Annotated in this window: 16 protein-coding genes and 2 pseudogenes; 7 read left to right on the top strand and 11 right to left on the bottom strand. The window is 73.3% G+C overall.

What is annotated here, in order from left to right; genetic code table 11:
• Window positions 1–192: 192 nt before the first annotated feature.
• Complete coding sequence (locus IE249_RS07960) at window positions 193–921, bottom strand: type 1 glutamine amidotransferase (protein WP_189704053.1); 729 nt, start codon at window positions 919–921, stop codon at window positions 193–195.
• A 20-nt stretch (window positions 922–941) separates the two neighbouring features.
• A complete protein-coding gene (locus IE249_RS07955; protein WP_189704052.1) occupies window positions 942–2,180 on the bottom strand; it encodes a MurT ligase domain-containing protein in 1,239 nt (412 codons plus the stop codon).
• Window positions 2,181–2,338: 158 nt separating this feature from the next.
• Here IE249_RS07955 and def point away from each other — a divergent pair, with 158 nt between their 5' ends.
• Complete coding sequence (gene def, locus IE249_RS07950) at window positions 2,339–2,884, top strand: peptide deformylase (RefSeq protein WP_189704051.1); 546 nt, start codon at window positions 2,339–2,341, stop codon at window positions 2,882–2,884.
• 208 nt (window positions 2,885–3,092) lie between these two features.
• Here the strand turns inward: def and IE249_RS07945 are convergent, their stop codons facing one another.
• Window positions 3,093–3,737, bottom strand: a complete 645-nt coding sequence (locus IE249_RS07945) for a TetR/AcrR family transcriptional regulator (protein ID WP_189704050.1) — start codon at window positions 3,735–3,737, stop codon at window positions 3,093–3,095.
• A gap of 169 nt (window positions 3,738–3,906) precedes the next feature.
• Between IE249_RS07945 and IE249_RS07940 the strand changes: the two genes are divergently transcribed.
• On the top strand, window positions 3,907–5,133 hold the full coding sequence (locus IE249_RS07940) for an acyl-CoA dehydrogenase family protein (protein ID WP_189704049.1): 1,227 nt from the start codon (window positions 3,907–3,909) through the stop codon (window positions 5,131–5,133).
• Between the two features lie 123 nt (window positions 5,134–5,256).
• Here the strand turns inward: IE249_RS07940 and IE249_RS07935 are convergent, their stop codons facing one another.
• The 8 genes and pseudogenes from IE249_RS07935 to IE249_RS07900 all read right to left on the bottom strand — a co-directional run bounded on the left by IE249_RS07935 (window position 5,257) and on the right by IE249_RS07900 (window position 13,640).
• Entirely contained in the window at window positions 5,257–5,775 is a 519-nt protein-coding gene (locus IE249_RS07935) for a cupin domain-containing protein (RefSeq protein WP_189704048.1), read from the bottom strand.
• A gap of 7 nt (window positions 5,776–5,782) precedes the next feature.
• The gene (locus IE249_RS07930; protein WP_189704047.1) at window positions 5,783–6,997 is read right to left on the bottom strand and encodes a cytochrome P450; all 1,215 of its coding nucleotides are present in this window, start codon (window positions 6,995–6,997) and stop codon (window positions 5,783–5,785) included.
• Window positions 6,994–8,061 (bottom strand): annotated as a pseudogene (locus IE249_RS07925) (type III polyketide synthase); the annotation flags it as partial. The gene IE249_RS07930 and the pseudogene IE249_RS07925, both read right to left, overlap by 4 nt.
• Before the next feature lie 654 nt (window positions 8,062–8,715).
• Window positions 8,716–8,955: a DUF6213 family protein gene (locus IE249_RS07920; protein WP_189704045.1), complete on the bottom strand. Its 240-nt coding sequence runs from the start codon at window positions 8,953–8,955 to the stop codon at window positions 8,716–8,718.
• A 25-nt stretch (window positions 8,956–8,980) separates the two neighbouring features.
• Window positions 8,981–10,369 carry an NADP-dependent succinic semialdehyde dehydrogenase gene (locus tag IE249_RS07915; protein WP_189704044.1) on the bottom strand — a complete coding sequence of 463 codons (1,389 nt, stop codon included), beginning with the start codon at window positions 10,367–10,369 and terminating at the stop codon, window positions 8,981–8,983.
• Window positions 10,370–10,450: 81 nt separating this feature from the next.
• Window positions 10,451–10,906: pseudogene (locus IE249_RS07910) on the bottom strand (NUDIX hydrolase); the annotation flags it as partial.
• 125 nt (window positions 10,907–11,031) lie between these two features.
• Window positions 11,032–12,570: an ATP-dependent DNA ligase gene (locus IE249_RS07905; RefSeq protein ID WP_189704043.1), complete on the bottom strand. Its 1,539-nt coding sequence runs from the start codon at window positions 12,568–12,570 to the stop codon at window positions 11,032–11,034.
• 29 nt (window positions 12,571–12,599) lie between these two features.
• Window positions 12,600–13,640 carry an NAD(P)/FAD-dependent oxidoreductase gene (locus IE249_RS07900; RefSeq protein ID WP_189704042.1) on the bottom strand — a complete coding sequence of 347 codons (1,041 nt, stop codon included), beginning with the start codon at window positions 13,638–13,640 and terminating at the stop codon, window positions 12,600–12,602.
• A gap of 78 nt (window positions 13,641–13,718) precedes the next feature.
• Here IE249_RS07900 and IE249_RS07895 point away from each other — a divergent pair, with 78 nt between their 5' ends.
• The 5 genes from IE249_RS07895 to IE249_RS07875 all read left to right on the top strand — a co-directional run bounded on the left by IE249_RS07895 (window position 13,719) and on the right by IE249_RS07875 (window position 17,954).
• Window positions 13,719–14,303, top strand: a complete 585-nt coding sequence (locus tag IE249_RS07895; RefSeq protein WP_189704041.1) for a helix-turn-helix domain-containing protein — start codon at window positions 13,719–13,721, stop codon at window positions 14,301–14,303.
• An 82-nt stretch (window positions 14,304–14,385) separates the two neighbouring features.
• Window positions 14,386–15,363 carry an NADPH:quinone oxidoreductase family protein gene (locus IE249_RS07890; protein WP_189704040.1) on the top strand — a complete coding sequence of 326 codons (978 nt, stop codon included), beginning with the start codon at window positions 14,386–14,388 and terminating at the stop codon, window positions 15,361–15,363.
• Entirely contained in the window at window positions 15,360–16,553 is a 1,194-nt protein-coding gene (locus tag IE249_RS07885) for an acyl-CoA dehydrogenase family protein (RefSeq protein ID WP_189704039.1), read from the top strand. The genes IE249_RS07890 and IE249_RS07885 overlap by 4 nt, the downstream gene beginning before the upstream one ends.
• Window positions 16,550–17,623: an acyl-CoA dehydrogenase family protein gene (locus IE249_RS07880; protein ID WP_189704038.1), complete on the top strand. Its 1,074-nt coding sequence runs from the start codon at window positions 16,550–16,552 to the stop codon at window positions 17,621–17,623. The genes IE249_RS07885 and IE249_RS07880 overlap by 4 nt, the downstream gene beginning before the upstream one ends.
• A gap of 136 nt (window positions 17,624–17,759) precedes the next feature.
• Window positions 17,760–17,954 carry a hypothetical protein gene (locus tag IE249_RS07875; RefSeq protein WP_189704037.1) on the top strand — a complete coding sequence of 65 codons (195 nt, stop codon included), beginning with the start codon at window positions 17,760–17,762 and terminating at the stop codon, window positions 17,952–17,954.
• Window positions 17,955–17,972 lie beyond the last annotated feature (18 nt).

Here is a 17,972-nt window from a genome sequence, read left to right as displayed (position 1 = left end):
ACCAGGGGGGAGGGCCGAACCGTGCGTCCGCCTGCTGGACGGGGCCGCTCACCTGTGCGTACGGCCCGTCAGACGGGCTCGGTGAGATGGCCCGGCGGGCCGGTCGCGCGGACGGTTCCCCAGGGCCGTGAAGACCCCGGGAGAACCCGTGGAGAACCGTTCCTACGTGGGGCGACGCGCGTGAGGACGCTACTACGCCGGCTGCTGGGCCGCGGCGATGCGCTCGGTGCGCAGCGCCTCGTACCAGCGGTCGTCGACCGGGGGCAGCGCGTTCACGTCGAGGGCCAGCTTCAGCAGCAGGTCCGCGATCAGCGGGTTGCGGGCGAGGACCGGGCCGTGCATGTACGTGCCGAAGACGGTGTCGTTGTACGCGCCCTCGGTGCCGTCGCCGGTGCCGTTGCCGTTGCCCTGGCGGACCTGGGCGAAGGGGCGGGCCGTGGGACCGAGGTGGGTGACGCCCTGGTGGTTCTCGAAGCCGGTCAGCTGGGGCAGCCCCAGACGCGGGTCGATGTCGCCCAGCACGTCGCCGACGCACCGCTCGCCCTCGCCGCGCACCGACACCACGTCCAGCAGGCCGAGGCCCGGCTCGCGCTGTCCGAGGTCGTTGATGAACTCGTGGCCGAGGATCTGGTAGCCGGCGCAGACCGAGAAGACGATCGCGCCGTTGCCCACGGCCCGGTGCAGACCGCCGTCGCGGCGCAGCCGCTCCGCCGCGAGCCGCTGCGGCCGGTCCTCGCCGCCGCCGATCAGGTAGATGTCGCCGGAGGTCGGGATCGGCTGGTCGCTGCGCACGTCGAGACGGGCCACGTCCAGGCCGCGCTGCCGGGCCCGCCGCTCCACGACGAGCGCGTTGCCCTGGTCGCCGTAGGTGCTCAGCAGGTCCGGGTAGATCCACACCAGGCGCAGTTGGTTGTCACTCATGAAGTGCTCGTCCTTCGTGGTCAGTTGCCGACGCGGCGGCGCAGGTCCTGGAACGCGGTGTAGTTGGCGATGACCTCGATCCGGCCCGGCGGGGCCTGCTGGACGGCCTGGTCGAGGTTCTCGCAGACCTGGAAGTGCTGGTTGGCCACCTCCAGGCGCACCGCGAGGTCCAGCTTGCGGTCGCCGATCACGAAGAGCGGGTGGCCGGTCAGGCGCGTGTAGTCCACGTCCCACAGCCAGGAGGTGTCGGTGCCGTCCGCGCCGCGCGCGTTGACCGAGAGGATCACCGGGGTGGGCGGCGGGTCGATGAGCGAGAACGTCTCCAGCCAGCCGGCCGGGTTCTTCGCCAGCAGCAGCCTGAGGTCGCGGCCCTGGAACTGCACCACGTCGTAGCGTCCGGCGACCGCCTGCACCTGGTACATGCGCTCCAGCGCCACCTGCGGCGGCACGCCGAAGACGGCGGCCACGGCGGCGGAGGAGGCGGCGTTGGCCCGGTTGGCGCGGCCCGGCAGCTGGAGGTGGATCGGCCAGGCCGAGCCGTGCGGGTCCAGGACGTGCTCGCCGGAGAGCGCCCAGCTCGGGGTGGGCCGGCGGAAGCCGCACTCGCCGCAGAACCAGTCGTCGCCCGGGCGCTGCATCACACCGCCGCAGGACGGGCAGGACCAGGCGTCGTCCTTCCACATCTGCCCGGCGGCCACCCACACCACGTTGGGGGAGGAGGACGCCGCCCACACGACCAGCGGGTCGTCGCAGTTGGCGACGATCACGGCCTTGGAGCCGGCCAGGCCCTCGCGCCAGTTCTCGGCGAGCATCCGGGTCTCGGCGGCGCGGTCGAGCTGGTCGCGGGAGAGGTTGAGCAGCGCGATGCACTTGGGGTCGGTGTCCCGGGCCACGCCCGCGAGGTACTTCTCGTCGACCTCGATCACGCCGTACCGGGCGTCCGAGCCGCCCGCCAGCGCGGACGTGATGCCCGCGGGCATGTTGGCGCCGAGTGCGTTGGAGACGACGGGGCCGGCGGCCCGCAGCGCCTCGGCGATGAGCCGGGTGGTGGTGGTCTTGCCGTTGGTCGCCGAGACCAGGACCACGTCCAGGTTCTGGGCGAGCCGGGCCAGGAGGTCGGGGTCGAGTTTGAGCGCCACCCGGCCGCCGATCACCGAACCGCTGCCGCGCCCCGCGGCACGCGATGCCGCCGCGACCGCCTTGCCCGCGGTCACGGCCAGCTTGGCCCGCGGCGTGAGCGGGTCCGAGTTGCCTGCCATCAGTTCTCGATCCTCCTTGCGTACGCGCCGCGCCTGAGCCATCCGGCAACGTGGTGTGGACCTCAGCCTATCGAGATCCGTTCGCGCTCCCGAATCCCGGCACGGTCACGAAAGCCGCGCGCCTCTCGCGCGTCCAGGAGGACCGTACCCTTGCCGCCATGCGACACGGCTCGATCCCGGGCGCCCGCGGGCGCGTGCGGCCCCTCACCCTGCTCGGCGACCCGGTGCTGCGGGCGCCCTGCCGGGAGGTCACCGCCTTCGGCCCCGAACTTGCCGCGCTCGTCGAGGACTTGTTCGCCACGATGTACGCCGCCCAGGGCGTCGGACTGGCCGCGAACCAGGTGGGGGAGCCGCTGCGGGTGTTCGTCTACGACTGCCCGGACGACGAGGACGTGCGGCACCTCGGCCACCTCGTGAACCCGCGCCTGGTCACCGCGGACGGGGTCGTGGTGCGCGGCCCCGAGGGCTGCCTGTCCCTGCCGGGCCTGGAGGCCGGCACCGAGCGCTACGACCACGCGGTCGTCGAGGGCTGCACGGTGACGGGGGAGCCGGTCACCGTGCACGGCACCGGCTTCTTCGCCCGCTGCCTCCAGCACGAGTGCGACCACCTCGCCGGCCGCCTCTACTCCGACCACCTGACAGGCCGCCGTCACCGCAAACTCCAACGCCAGGCCGCAAAGGCCCCCTGGTCCCACCACCCGTAAACCTCGACCAGAGCCCCTGAGCCCGCCACTCGCGCGGGGCCCGGCCACCGGCCCCGACCCTGGCCACCGGCCAGGAGCCCGGCCGCCGGCCCGGTCACCGGCCTTGAGTCCGGGCGCCGGGGTGGGCTCGGTCGGCGGGGTCCGGGGCCGGGGCTCAAGGCCGGGCGGTGGTCACAGGTGCCGGGCCCGGCTCGGTCGGCGGGGTGTGTCAGAAGCCGGGGCCGCCCATTTTGTCGCCGGCTGCTGCCAGGCGGCCCCAGAGGAGGTCGGCGAGGCTGCGGACCAGTTCGGCGCGGGAGCAGGGGCGCTCGCCGAGCCACCAGTCGCCCGCCGCGTGCATCATGCCGACGATGCCGTGTCCCCAGACCCGGGCCAGCTGCTGGCTGTTCGGGCCGAGGTCCAGCCGCTCCTCGATGACCTGGGCCAGCTCCTCGCCCATGCGGCGCAACAGCGGGGCGGAGTGCAGGCCGACGTCGAAGCCCTGGTCGGTGCTCTGGCCGGCCTCCGCGGGGTGCATCAGGAACCGGTACACCTGCGGCCGGGCCTCGATCGCCGCGAGGTAGGTGTCCAGCGTCGACTCCACCCGCTCACGCCGGTCCGCGGGCGCGTCCAGCGCGGCCCGCAGCGAGTCGAGCAGGGCGTCGGTGTGCCGTTTGGCGAGGGCCGCGTACAGGCCCCCCTTGTCGCCGAAGTGGCGGTAGAGGATCGGCTTGGTGATGCCGGCCTCGGCGGCGATGGCGTTCATCGAGGCCTGCGGGCCGTCGCGCAGCACCACCCGGTCGGCGGCCTCCAGCAGCTCGCGCCTTCGGCGGTCGGCGGACCGCTGCTGATCGGTCCGCTGCGTGGTGTCCATGAGCTCTCCCCACCCGTGCTGTTTCGGTGACGCCTGCGCAAACTAACACTGACGGGCCCTGAGACATCGAACGGGCTGCCGAGAGATCATGAGGAGTTGACTTTTCCTACCGGTCAGTAACACAGTAGTGTTACCGCAAGTAACACGCATGTGCACCGCTGGAGGGGACATGGCCGAGTTCACCATGGAGCTCAACGACGAACAGAAGGAGGTCCGGGACTGGCTGCACGGGTTCGCCGCCGACGTCATCCGCCCCGCGGCCGCCGAATGGGACGAGCGTGAGGAGACTCCCTGGCCGGTCATCCAGGAGGCCGCCAAGGTCGGCATCTACTCCCTCGACTTCTACGCCCAGCAGTACTTCGACGCCACCGGCCTCGGCATCCCCATGGCCATGGAGGAGCTGTTCTGGGGCGACGCGGGCATCGCCCTGTCGATCGTCGGCACCGGCCTCGCCGCCGTCGGCGTCCTCGCCAACGGCACCGAGGAGCAGATCGGCACCTGGATCCCGCAGATGTACGGCGACGCGAACGACGTCAAGGTCGCCGCCTTCTGCTCCTCCGAGCCCGACGCCGGCTCCGACGTCGCCTCCCTGCGCACCCGCGCGGTCTACGACGAGGCCAAGGACGAGTGGGTGATCAACGGCACGAAGACCTGGGCCACCAACGGCGGCATCGCCAACGTCCACGTCGTCGTCGCCTCCGTCGCCCCGGAGCTCGGCTCCAAGGGCCACGCCTCCTTCATCATCCCGCCCAACACCCCGGGCCTCGCCCAGGGCCAGAAGTTCAAGAAGCACGGCATCCGCGCCTCGCACACCGCCGAGGTGATCCTCGACCAGGTGCGCGTCCCCGGCTCCTGCCTGCTCGGCGGCAAGGAGAAGCTGGACGAGCGGCTCGCCCGCGCCCGCGAGAAGGCCGCCAAGGGCGGCGAGCGCGTGAAGAACGCGGCGATGGCCACCTTCGAGGCGTCCCGCCCCGCCGTCGGTGCCATGGCCGTGGGCACCGCCCGCGCCGCGTACGAGGTCGCCCTCGACTACGCCAGGACCCGCGAGCAGTTCGGCCGGCCGATCATCGACAACCAGGGCGTCGCCTTCCAGCTCGCCGACATGCGCACCCAGATCGACGCCGCCCGCCTGCTGGTGTGGCGCGCCTCCTGGATGGCGGTCAACGGCAAGCCGTTCACGGGCGCCGAGGGCTCGATGTCCAAGCTGTTCGCCAGCGAGACCGCGAAGAAGGTCACCGCCCAGGCGATCCAGATCCTGGGCGGCAACGGCTACACCCGGGAGTACCCGGTGGAGCGGATGCACCGCGACGCGGCGATCTACACCATCTTCGAGGGCACCAGCGAGATCCAGCGGCTGGTGATCGCCCGCACGGTCTCCGGAATGCCGATCCGGTAGAGCGGATCCGGCGTCCGGCCGGGCGCGCCGCGGCTAGGGCCTTTCTTCCGGATCAGGCCGGCTCCGAGTTGCCTCGCCTCCCGGCAGACCCCGCGACCGACGGCAGGATCCGGAAGAGAGGCTCTAGCGGTGCCTGAGCGGCGTCAGCTGCTCGATGTCGTAGCGCGTCCGCAGCTCCTCGATCGCCGCGTGGTCCGGCGGCCCCCCGTTGCCGAGGATCTCCAGCAGTTCCTCGAAGTACCGCTCGTGGTCCGGGGGCGGAGAGGCCTGGAAGAACATCTTCGCCGGGGTGTCCGTCGGGTTCGCGAACGCGTGCGGGCAGCCCGGGGGCACCACGATCACCGTGCCCGGGCCCGCCCGCACCACCTTGTTGCCCGAGGTGGACTCCCAGCGCTGCCAGTGGTCGGGGGTGCGGATGCGGGGCTCGAAGGCGAGCACGTCCAGCTCGCCCTCGAGCACGTAGAACAACTCCTCGCTGCGCGTGTGCACATGGGCGCCCACGTCGAAGCCCGGCGGGACCTCCACCTCGAAGGTGGAGGCCATGCGCGAGTGGGAGCCGGTGACCTTGAAGGTCACCCGCTGGGCCGGAGTCTCCACGACCCGGCCCTCTCCCGGCGGCACGAGCAGCCCCTCGCTGGTCATCGCCGGCTCACCAGGTCACGGGCAGGGCCTCGGGGCCGCGGATCAACGCGCCCTTCTTGAAGGGCACCTGACCCGGCGGCACCGCGAGCCGCAGCCCCGGTATCCGGTCGAGCAGCGCGTCCACCAGCAACTGCGACTCCAGCCTGGCCAGTTGGCCGCCGGGGCAGTAGTGCGGGCCGAAGCCGAACGCCACATGGGGGTTCGGGCCGCGATCGAAGTCGATCTCCTCCGGGTCGCGGAAGACTGCCGGGTCGCGGTTGGCGGCCAGGTACGACACGTAGACCGCGTCGCCCGCCCGGATCCGCGTCCCGGCGATCTCCACGTCCTCCATGGCGATCCGGGAGAGCCCGACCGCGTTGCGGTGCGGGATGTAGCGCAGCAGTTCGTCGATGGCCTGGGGGCGGATCCCCGGCTCGGCGCGCAGCCGCTCGGCCAGCTCGGGGCGGGTCAGCAGGATGTAGAACATCTGTCCGCTGTTGTTGGTGACCGCCTCGCCGCCGATCTGCAGCAGCACCGCGAGACCGACCGCCTCCTCCATGGTGATCTCGCCACGCCCCACGGCGGCGCCGAGCAGCGAGGCGACGTCCTCCTCGGTGCTCCCCGACCGTGCGCCGATCAGGCCGGTGAAGTACGCGCCCATCTCCTCCTTGGCCCTCTCGCTGACCGAGGCGCCGTGCGAGGAGGACAGGATCAGCTGCGTCCAGTTGTGCATGCCGTGCCGGTCGGCGGCCGGCACGCCCATCAGCTCGCAGATCACCGCGATCGGGAAGGGGCTGAGCGCCGCCGCGGTGAGGTCGGCGGGCGGGCCGTCCCGGAGCAGCTCGTCGACCAGCTCGTCCAGCATCCGACGGGCGTCCTCGCGCACCCGCTCCACCCCCCGCGCGGTGAACGCGGGGGCGACCGAGCGGCGCAGCCGGGTGTGGTCGGGCGGGTCCAGGAAGCCGACCGCGCCCCGGCTCGGGATGAAGTGCGGTGCCAGCCGAGTGACCTGCCGGTCCATGACCGCCTCGCGGCTGAACCGGGGATCGTTGGCGACCATCCGCACGTCGTCCATGCGGGTCACCAGCCACGCCCAGCCCTCGCCGTTGGGCAGTTCGATGCGGGTGAGGGGGCCCTCCGCCATCAGCTCGGCCAGCACGGGGTCGAAGTCGGCCCCGGTCAGGTCGCTCGCCGGCCAGTGCCGCACCGGGGGCAGGGTCTCGACGAGGATCTCCTCGCTCATGACCCGTCCCCGATCTGCCAGCGGCCCAGCGACATCTCCGCGGTGATGCCGGGACCGAACCCGGCGAGCAGTCCGCGGGCCCGCTCGTCGGTGCCGCCGTCGTCGAACAGCCGCCGCAGCGCGTCCAGCACGACGGCGCTGGCGATGTTGCCGTACTCGGTGAGCGTGGCCCGGCTGAACCGGAACGCGTGCGGTTCGACCTTCAGGAACTTGCTCAGGTCGTCCAGGATGCGGGGGCCGCCCGCGTGGATGACGTAGAAGTCCAGGTCGGACGCGTCCCAGCCGTGCAGTCCGGCCAGGTCCTGCAGGGCCGGGGCGAGCGGCTCCATCGTGGTCGGCACCCGCTTGTCCAGCAGGAAGTGGAAACCGGTCGCCCGGACGTCGTACGCGATCCAGTCCTCGGTCTTGGGGATCAGGTACGAGCCGTTGCGCTCCAGGCGGACGCCGGTGCCGCCGGTGCCGCGGACCACCGCGGCGGCGATGCCGTCGCCGAACAGGCCGTTGGAGAGCAGCGAGCCGACGCCGAGGTCGGTGGGCTGGTAGCACAGCGAGCAGAACTCGCAGGCCACGATGAGCGCGTTGGCGTCCGGGTAGGCCGAGCAGAAGTCGTGGGCCCGGTTGATCGCCGCACCGCCGGCCGCGCAGCCCAGCTGGGCTATGGGTATCTGGCGGGTGGTCGGGTCGAAGTCCATCTCGTTGATCAGCCACGCCGTGAGCGAGGGCATCATGAAGCCCGTGCAGGAGACGTAGATGATGACATCGATGTCGGTGGTCAGGAGCTCGGCGTCGTCGAGCGCCCGCTGGATGACCGCGGGGACCCGTGCCTTGGCCTCCTGCTCGTAGAGCTTGTTGCGATCCTCGAAGCCCGGGTGCTTCAGGGTCTCCTCGATGGGTTGCACGATGTGCCGGGTGCGCACACCGGTGTTCTCGATCAGCCGGAGGGCCAGCGGGAGTTGCGGGTGGTCCGCGTGGTGGGAACGCGCGAGTTCGAGCGTTTCCTCCATCGTGATGACGTGCTCTGGAACGGACACCGAGGGTCTGCACAAAGTCGCCATGAGCCGTGCCTGCTTTCGCCTTCCGGAAGGCCGGTAGCCCCCCGGTCAGAGGGTTGTGCACCCAGAAGGGTGGTCCAACCACGATCGCCCGGGAGGGCTACGATCTCGCGCCGGACTACTCCAATCCGGCGACGCCGAGGACGGGCACAGGGCCCCTCACAGCCCCCGCCGCACACAGGGCCCGCCGACCCCGCACCCGGCATCCCCGCAGGTCAAAGCCTCGCCCATGGTCCCCGCACCACCACCCTCGAAGCCCGCGAAACCAACGCCCCCCGAAAGCACGCCCACCCGCCCCCCGCGCGCCACCACCTACCGCCCACGCCCCCGGACGGTGGCCCGGGAGGGCGACTCGGCGGCCTGCCGCCGGGTCCGGGGCCACGCGGCGGCCGGCCCTTGGGGTCACGGCGACTCGGCCGCGGGGGGGGGGCGCCGTCCGGCCGGGGTGGTGGACGCGCCGCGGTGCGCGTGCGGTGGTGCGGCGGAGCCGTGAGGGAGGGCGGCCTCGCCCCGGGGGCGGGGCTCCGGGTTCGGCCCCGGCCGCCGCTCGGGGCCGCCCCGGGCCGCGTCGCCAAGCGGCCGTCCGGGCCAGGGACTTGCGTGCCGCGCTCGGAGTCAGAGGTGCCCCGGCCCTGGAGGGCGCGCAGACGCGCCCCTCGCGCGCGCTCACCCCGACGCGGCTCCGCTGCTGTGGGCGATGCAGGCGACGTCGATGCGGTCGGCCAGTTTGGCCAGTTCGATGGTCAGGGCGGCGACCGTGTCCTCGTCGAGACGCTCCTGCCCGGTCTCCACCAGGCGCAGCCACCGGCCGCCCACCGTCCGCAGCAGCTTGCTCACATCGGCCGCGGCCACCTGCAAGGTACCGCGGTCGTCGACGATCAGAGGGAGAGTCACTTCGCGGTTCACAAAGGGGATCGTAGCCGCGGAAGCGTCACGCCCCGTGCCATACCGTGGTGATGTTGCAGAACTCGCGGATTCCGTGCCCGGACAGCTCACGCCCGTACCCCGACCGCTTCACCCCGCCGAACGGCAGCGCCGGGTGCGAGGCGGTCATCCCGTTGACGTACACCCCGCCCGCCTCCAGGTCCCGTACGAATCGGTCGACCTCCTTCCCGTCACGCGTCCACACGTTCGAACTCAGCCCGAACAACGAGTCGTTGGCGATGAGCACGGCCTCGTCCAGGTCCGCCGCGCGGTACAGCGTGGCGACCGGCCCGAAGGCCTCCTCCCGGTGGATGCGCATCTCACGGGTGATGCCCGACAGCACGGTCGGCGGGTAGTACCAGCCGGGCCAGTCCGGCCGCCGCCCACCGCACAGCACCTGCGCCCCGCCGCGCCTGGCGTCGTCGACCAGCTCCTCCAGATCGGCCCGGCCCCGCTCGCTGGCGAGCGGCCCGACATCGGTGTCCTCCTGCATCGGGTCGCCGGACTTCAGCGCCTCCATGCCGGCCACGAACCGCTCGGCGAAGGCGTCGTAGACGTCCGTGTGCACGATGAACCGCTTGGCGGCGATGCAGGACTGCCCGTTGTTCTGCACCCGCGCGGTCACCGCCACCCGGGCGGCCCGGTCGAGGTCGGCCGAGGGCATCACGACGTACGGATCGCTGCCGCCCAGCTCCAGCACCGTCTTCTTGATCATCTCCCCGGCGGTGGAGGCGACGGCACGCCCGGCCGGCTCGCTGCCGGTGAGCGTGGCCGCCTTCACCCGCTCGTCGCGCAGGACGTCGTCCACCGCGCCCGAGCCGATCAGCAGCGTCTGGAAGCAGCCCTCGGTGAAGCCCGCCCGGTGGAACAGGTCCTCCAGGTACAGGGCGGTCTGCGGCACGTTGGAGGCGTGCTTGAGCAGCCCGACGTTGCCCGCCATCAGCGCGGGCGCGGCGAAGCGGATCACCTGCCACAGCGGGAAGTTCCAGGGCATCACCGCGAGCACCGGACCGAGCGGCCGGTAGCGGACCAGGGCGCGCGAGGCGCCGGAGTCCTTCACGTCCGACTCGGCGGGCTCCTCGTCGGCGAGCAGTTCCTCCGCGTGCTCGGCGTACCAGCGCATCGCCTTGGCGCACTTGGCGGCCTCCGCGCGGGCCTGCTTGACCGGCTTGCCCATCTCCGTGGTCATGACCCGGGCGATCTCGTCCTGGTCCTCGTCCAGGAGGCCGGCGGCGCGGTCCATCAGCCGGGCCCGCTCGGCGAAGGCCGTCGTCCGGTACGTGCGGAAGGTGGCCTCGGCGAGCTGGAGCCGGCGCTCGATCTCCTCCTCGCCCATGGCCTCGTACGTCTTGAGCGTCTCGCCGGTGGCCGGGTTCACCGTGGCGATGGTGGACATGGCTGACCTCCCCTTCGCGCGGGCTGTGCTTCGACCTTCGCGCGCCGCGGTGCCCGCCGCAACGCGTGAGGCCCTGCCTCGTCAGAGCGAGTGCTCAGCCAGCCGGTCCAGAAACGCGGCCTGGGCCTTGACGATCACCTCGCGGGCCCGGTCCAGGCCGAGCCACGCCACCCGGTCGAGTTCCGGGAACTCCCGCGTGCGCCCGGAGCGCGGCGGCCACTCCATGGCGAACGTGCCCGGCGTGATCGCCGCCGGGTCGAGGTCGCCCTCGACCGCCCAGGCCGTGACCACCTTGCCGCCTGCCTGCCGGATCTCGCCGAGCGGCAGCGCCGTGCCGTCGGGCGGCGCCAGCCCCAGCTCCTCACGGAACTCGCGCCGAGCGGCCTCCCAGGCGGGCTCGTCCGGCTCGTACTCGCCCTTGGGCACTGTCCACGCCCCCGCGTCGCGCCGGGCCCACAGCGGCCCGCCCATGTGCCCGAGCAGCACTTCCAGGCCGTCGCCCGCGCGCCGGAAGAGGAGCAGACCCGCGCTGCGCCTGCCGCGGCGGGCCCGGTGCTCGCGGCGGTCCCGCCGGCCCTGCTCGTCCCGCCGGCCCTGCTCGTCCCGCCGGCCCTGCTCGTCCCGCCGGCCCTGCTCGTCCCGCCCGTCCCGGCGGTCGTCCGTCACGGCCGTACCTCCGGGTGCGCGGCCAGCAGTGTCTCCACCGTGTCCGCCTCCTCCGGTCGCTTGTCCTCGCGGTAGCGCACGACGCGGGCGAAGCGCAGGGTGACGCCCGCCGGGTAGCGCGTGGAGCGCTGCAGGCCGTCGTAGGCGATCTCGACGACCAGTTCGGGCCGTACGACCACGCCCCAGTCCTTCTCCTCGACGGCGAGCTCGCGCAGGCGCTCGGTCTGCCAGGCCAGCAGCGCGTCCGTCATGCCCTTGAAGGTCTTGCCGAGCATGGCGAAGCCGCCGTCCGCGGTCCGCGCGCCCAGGTGCAGATTGGAGAGCCGGCCGGTGCGGCGGCCGTGGCCCCACTCGGCCGCCAGGACCACCAGGTCGAGCGTGTGCACGGGCTTGACCTTCAGCCAGGAGGCGCCCCGCCGGCCCGCGCTGTACGGGGCGTCGAGCGCCTTGACGACCACGCCCTCGTGACCGCGCGCGAGGGTGTCGGCGAGGAACTCCTCGGCCCGCCGCACGTCCGCCGGTCCGGACACCAGGGTGCGTCTGACCCGCATCGGCTCCGGGACCAGCCGGGCGAGCTCGGCGTGCCGCTCGGCGAAGGGCAGGTCCAGCAGGTCCCGGTCGCCGGTCGCGAGGGCGTCGAAGAACACCGGGGAGACCGGGACCTGCTCGGCCGCCGTCGCCACGTCCAGCCGCGAGCCCACCCGGCCCGCTGTCTCCTGGAAGGAGCGCGGGCGCCCGTCCGCGCCGAAGGAGATGACCTCGCCGTCGAGGATGAACCGCTCACCGGCCAGTTCGAGGGCGGCCGCGGTGACCTCCGGGAGCCGGTCGGTGATGTCGTCCAGTGTGCGGGTGTGGATGCGCACCGTCCCGCCGTCCCGGTGCACCTGGACCCGGATGCCGTCCAGCTTCTCCTCGACCGCGCACGCCCCCAGCTTCTCCACCGCCTCCGCCACCGAGGAGGCGCTGTGCGCCAGCATGGGCAGCACCGGGCGGCCCACCGTGAGCCGGAACCGCGCCAGTGCCGCCGGTCCCTCCGCCAGCAGCGCCCGCGCGACCGTCTGCAGCGACCCGGCCAGCATCACCGCCCGCCGCACGTCCGCCGCCGGCGCGCCCGTGGCCCCGGCCAGCGCCTCCACCGCGATCGCGTCCAGCGCCCCCTGCCGGACCTCCCCGGTGAGCAGCCCCAGCAGGAACCGCTGCTCGTCCTCGGTGGCCGCGCCCATCAACTCGCCCACGAGCCGGGCCCGTTCGGCTTGCGAGCCCGGGCCGGACACCTTGCCCAGCTCGCTCAGCCGCGCGTCGACCTCCCGCACGGTGAGCGAGGGCCCGGCCGCCGGTGGCACCCTGCGCCCGAGCACCTTCCAGCCCACGCCGAGCCGCCCCTGCGGCAGCCTGCCCGCGAGATACGGGATGACGACCGGCACGTCGTCCGCCTCCGCGTCCCGGAACAGCTCCGCGAGCAGGGCGGTCTTCCGGGACCGCGCCGAGGTGGCCGCGACCTCCCGCGACACCTGTGCGAGCCGGGCGAGCAGCATGCAGTCATGGTGCACCGCGGGGCGCGGCTCTACACCTGCGCGCTCCCGCGCGGGGCGTCGCCCGCGGGCCCGGCGACCGCGACGGCCTCGGTGGCCTGTTGGTCCTGGGCGGCCGCGACGGCGGCGTCGAGGTCGGCGAACAGCAGCTCGCCGTTGATCGCCGCGCCCGCCCGGTAGCCACGGCTCGCCGCGTTGATCACCTGCTCGGCGAAGCCGCTCGCGTTCCCGGCCGCCCACAGCCCGGGCACCGTGGTCAGGCCCCGCTCGTCGATGACGGGGTACGCGCCGAACGGGGTGTCGGCCAGCTCGGCGCCCAGCTGCTCCAGCAGGCCGGTGTTCGGCACCGCGCGCGGCGCCAGGAACAGCGCCTCGCGTGCGTGCACCGTGCCGTCCGCGAGACGCACCCCCGTCAGCCGGTCGTCCTCGACGACGACTCCGGCAACCTCCCCGGGCACCACCTCGACGCCGGCCACGGCCAGTCTGCGCAGGTCGCCGTCGGACAGCAGCTCCCGGGCCACCTCGTGCAGGAAGAGCGTGACGTCCTTGGACCACTGGGTCACCATCAGCGCCTGGTGCACGCTCATCGGTGTGGTGGCCAGCACCCCGAAGGCCTGGTCGCGCACCTCCCAGCCGTGGCAGTAGGGGCAGTGCAGCACGTCCCGGCCGAAGCGCCCGGCGAGCCCCGCGACCGGCGGGAGCTCGTCCCTCAGACCGGTGGCGACGACCAGGTGGCGGGCGTGGACCGTGCGCCCGCCCGCCAGGGTCACGTCGAACTCCCCGTCCGCGCCGCGTTCGGCCCGCACCGCCCGGTCCCGGACCAGCCCGACCCCGTAGCGGGCGATCTCCTCGCGACCGACGGCGAGCAGCTCCGCGGGCGGCATGCCGTCGCGGGACAGGAAGCCCTGCAGGTGCGCGGCGGGCGCGTTGCGCGGCTCGCCCGCGTCGACGACCAGGGTGCGCCGCCGCGCCCGGCCGAGCACCAGGGCCGCGGACAGCCCGGCCGCGCCGCCCCCGGCGACGACCACTTCGTAGGCGTTCTCGCGAACGTCCTCGGCATTCCTCTCGGTCATGGGTGACCACCTCCGCAGCCGAAGGTCGCCCGTGGCCGCCGGATTGACAAACGTCTTTGCCGAACCTGCAATGTCGACATGACGACGGACGACGTACTCGCGGGTGTGGGGCCGAGGCTGCGCAGGATCCGCAAGGAGCGCGAGGTCACCCTCGCCGCCCTCTCGGAGAGGACCGGCATCTCGGTCAGCACCCTGTCCCGGCTGGAGTCCGGCCTGCGCAAGCCCAGCCTCGAACTGCTGCTGCCCATCGCGCAGGCCCACCAGGTGCCGCTCGACGAGTTGGTCGGCGCCCCGCCCGTGGGCGACCCACGGGTGCGGGCCGAGCCGATCGTGCGCGGCGGCCGCACCCACTGGCCGCTGACCCGGCAGCCGGGCGGCCTCCAGGCCTTCAAGGTGCTCGAACCCCGGCGCAGGCAGGAGCCGGAGCCGCGCACCCATGAGGGGTACGAGTGGCTGTACGTGCTCTCGGGGAAGCTGCGGATCGTCCTGGGCGAGCACGACGTGGTGCTCACGGCCGGTGAGGCGGCGGAGTTCGACACCCGGGTGCCGCACTGGTTCGGGTCGACGGGGGAGGGGCCGGTGGAGTTCCTGAGCCTGTTCGGGCCGCAGGGCGAGCGGATGCACGTACGTGCGCGGCCGTCGCGGCGTGGGAAAGGTGACTGAGGCCAGGTGTTCCCCTCGCGGCAAGCGACCGCTTAGTATGCCGGGGACCGGTCAGACGACGGCAGTCCCGTGGAGGCGGCGCATGCAGGCATGGCGAGTGCACGAGAACGGCGAGCCGAGCGAGGTGATGCGGCTGGAGGAGACCGAGCCGCCCGCGCCCGGCGACGGCCAGGTGCTGCTGAAGGTCAGGGCCGCCAACATCAACTTCCCGGACGCGCTGCTGTGCCGCGGCCAGTACCAGGTCCGGCCGCCGCTGCCGTTCACCCCCGGCGTGGAGATCTGCGGCGAGACCGCGGACGGGCGCCGGGTGATCGCCAACCCGGCGCTGCCGTACGGCGGTTTCGCCGAGTACGCCGTCGCCGACGCCGCCGCGCTGCTGTCCGCGCCGGACGCCCTGGACGACGCGGAGGCGGCGGCCCTGCACATCGGCTACCAGACCGGCTGGTTCGGCCTGCACCGCCGGGCGCACCTCCAGGCCGGCGAGACCCTGCTCGTGCACGCCGCCGCCGGAGGGGTGGGCAGCGCGGCCGTGCAGCTCGGCAAGGCGGCCGGCGCCACCGTGATCGGCGTCGTCGGCGGCGCCGGCAAGGCCGCCGTGGCGCGCGAGCTCGGCTGCGACACCGTGATCGACCGGCACACCGAGGACGTGGTGAGCGCCGTCAAGGAGGCCACCGGCGGCCGGGGCGCCGACGTGATCTACGACCCGGTGGGCGGCCAGGCCTACGCCCAGTCGGCCAAGACGGTCGCCTTCGAGGGCCGGATCGTCGTCGTCGGCTTCGCCAGCGGCGCCATCCCGAGCCCCGCCCTCAACCACGCCCTGGTGAAGAACTACTCGATCCTCGGCCTGCACTGGGGCCTGTACAACACCAAGAACCCCAAGCTGGTCCAGCACTGCCACGAACAGCTCTCCGAGCTCGCCGCCCGGGGCGCGATCAGGCCGCTGGTGAGCGAACGGGTGCCGCTGAGCGGAGCCGCCGGCGCCGTCCAGCGGGTCGCCGACGGTGTCACCACCGGCCGTGTCGCCGTGGTACCCGCACTGGAGAACGGAGCCGCCGCATGACCGGCACCCCCCTCGACGCGGCCGGACTGCGCCGCCGCACCGACGAGTTGCTGGCCGCCCACCCGCCCGCGGACACCGACCGCCTCGCCTTCCTCCAGGCACGCTTCGACGCCGGGCTCGCCTGGGTGCACTACCCCGAGGGCCTCGGCGGCCTCGGCGCCCCGCGCTCCCTCCAGGCCGTCGTGGACGCCCGACTGGAGGCGGCGGGCGCCCCCGACAACGACCCGCGCCGCATCGGCATCGGCCTCGGCATGGCCGCGCCCACCATCCTGCGCTACGGCACCGAGGAGCAGAAGAGGCGCTTCCTCAGGCCCCTGTGGACCGGCGAGGAGGTCTGGTGCCAGCTCTTCAGCGAGCCCGGCGCCGGCTCCGACCTCGCCGCGCTCGGCACCCGCGCCGTCCGCGAGGGCGACGAGTGGGTCGTCAACGGGCAGAAGGTGTGGACCTCCAGCGCCCACCTCGCCCGCTGGGCCATCCTCATCGCCCGCACCGACCCGGACGTGCCCAAGCACGCCGGCATCACGTACTTCCTGTGCGACATGACCGACCCCGGCATCGAGGTGCGGCCGCTGCGCCAGATCACCGGCGAGGCCGAGTTCAACGAGGTCTTCCTGACCGACGTGCGCATCCCCGACTCCCGGCGCCTGGGGGAGACCGGCGACGGCTGGCGGGTCGCGCAGACCACGCTGAACAACGAACGCGTCGCCATCGGCGGCATGCGGCTGCCCCGCGAGGGCGGAATGATCGGCCCGGTCTCGAAGACCTGGCGCGAACGCCCCGAGCTGCGCACCCACGATCTGCACCAGCGGCTGCTGAAGCTGTGGGTCGAGGCCGAGGTCTCCCGCCTCACCGCCGAGCGCCTGCGCCAGCAGCTCGTCGCCGGACAGCCCGGCCCCGAGGGCGCCGGCATGAAGCTCGCCTTCGCCCGTCTCAACCAGGAGATCAGCGGCCTGGAGGTCGAACTGCGCGGCGAGGAGGGCCTGTTGTACGACGACTGGACCATGCGCCGCCCGGAGCTGGTCGACTTCACCGGCCGCGACGCCGGCTACCGCTATCTGCGCTCCAAGGGCAACAGCATCGAGGGCGGGACCAGCGAGGTCCTGCTGAACATCGTCGCCGAACGCGTCCTCGGGCTGCCCGCCGAGCCGCGCACCGACAAGGACGTCGCCTGGAAGGACCTCGCCCGATGACGGATCTTCTCTACTCCGAGGAGGAAGAGGCGCTGCGCGCCGCGGTACGGGACCTGCTCACCGACCACTGCGACCCGGCCGGCGTGATCGCGCGCGCGGAGTCCGGCGCGCCGCACGACCCCGTGCTGTGGAAGCCGCTCGCCGAGGGCATGGGCCTGGCCGGGCTGCTGATCCCCGAGGAACTGGGCGGCCAGGGCGCCACCCACCGCGAGGCGGCCGTCGTCCTGGAGGAGCTGGGCCGGGCCGTCGCCCCCGTCCCTTACCTCACCAGCGCCGTCGTCGCCACCGAGGCACTGCTGGCCTGCGCGGACGAGGAGCTGCTGGGCCTGCTGGCCTCCGGGCGCACCCGCGCCGCCCTCGCCGTCGGCCTGCACATCGCCCCGGACGCCGGCTTTCCCGCCGTACGGCTCGAGGACGGCACCCTGCACGGCGAGCTGACCGGCATCGCGGACGCGGCCACCGCCGACGTCCTGCTGGTGCCCGCCGACGACGGCGGCCTGTACGCGGTCGGCGCGGACGCGGCGACCGTCACCGGGCAGGTCGCCTTCGACCTCACCCGGCCCCTGGCCACCGTACGGCTGGACGGGGCCCCCGGCCGCCGCGTCGGCGACGCCGGACCCGCCGTGCGCCGCGCCCTGCGCGCCGGGGCCGCGCTGCTCGCCTCCGAGCAACTCGGCCTCGCCGACTGGACGCTGACGGAGACCGTGCGCTACCTGAAGGAGCGCAAGCAGTTCAACCGGCCGGTCGGCGGCTTCCAGGCGCTCAAGCACCGGCTCGCCCAGCTGTGGCTGGAGGTCGTCAGCCTCCGCGCCGCCGCCCGGGCCGCCGCCGACGCGCTCGCACGCGACGAGGACGCCGACGTGACGACCGCCGTCGCACAGGCCTACGCCTCGCCCGTCGCCGTCCACGCCGCCGAGGAGGCGCTGCAACTGCACGGCGGCATCGGCATGACGTGGGAGCACCCGGTCCATCTGTACCTGAAGCGGGCCAAGGCCGACTCGATCGCGTACGGCACTGCGGGTGCCCACCGCGAGACGCTGGCCGGGCTGGTCGACCTCCAGGCGCCCTGACCCGCCCCGGGGAAGGGCCGTCCGCCGGGCCGAGAACCACACGTTCGGCGGACACGTCAGCCGCCCGGTCGGACCCTCCGCTACGCCACACTTGCGGCCGAAAGCCGCGAAGTGGGCGTGGCGGAGGAGGTTGACGATGGCCATTTCCATCTCTGTGGTGCTGTTGCTCGCGATCCTGGCGACCATCTTCGTGCGCAACGGCGCCCTGAAGTTCTCGCACGCCCTGGTCTGCGTTCTGCTCGGCTTCTTCCTGGCCGGCACGAGCATGGCGCCCACCATCCACGAGGGCCTGGCCGCCACGGCCCAGATCGTCAGCAGCCTGCGGCCCTGACCCGCGGGCACCGCACCC

It is taken from the genome of Streptomyces anandii JCM 4720 (assembly GCF_014650655.1).
GTDB classification, from domain to species: domain Bacteria; phylum Actinomycetota; class Actinomycetes; order Streptomycetales; family Streptomycetaceae; genus Streptomyces; species Streptomyces anandii.
This window is presented reverse-complemented; position numbering and strand designations above follow the sequence as displayed.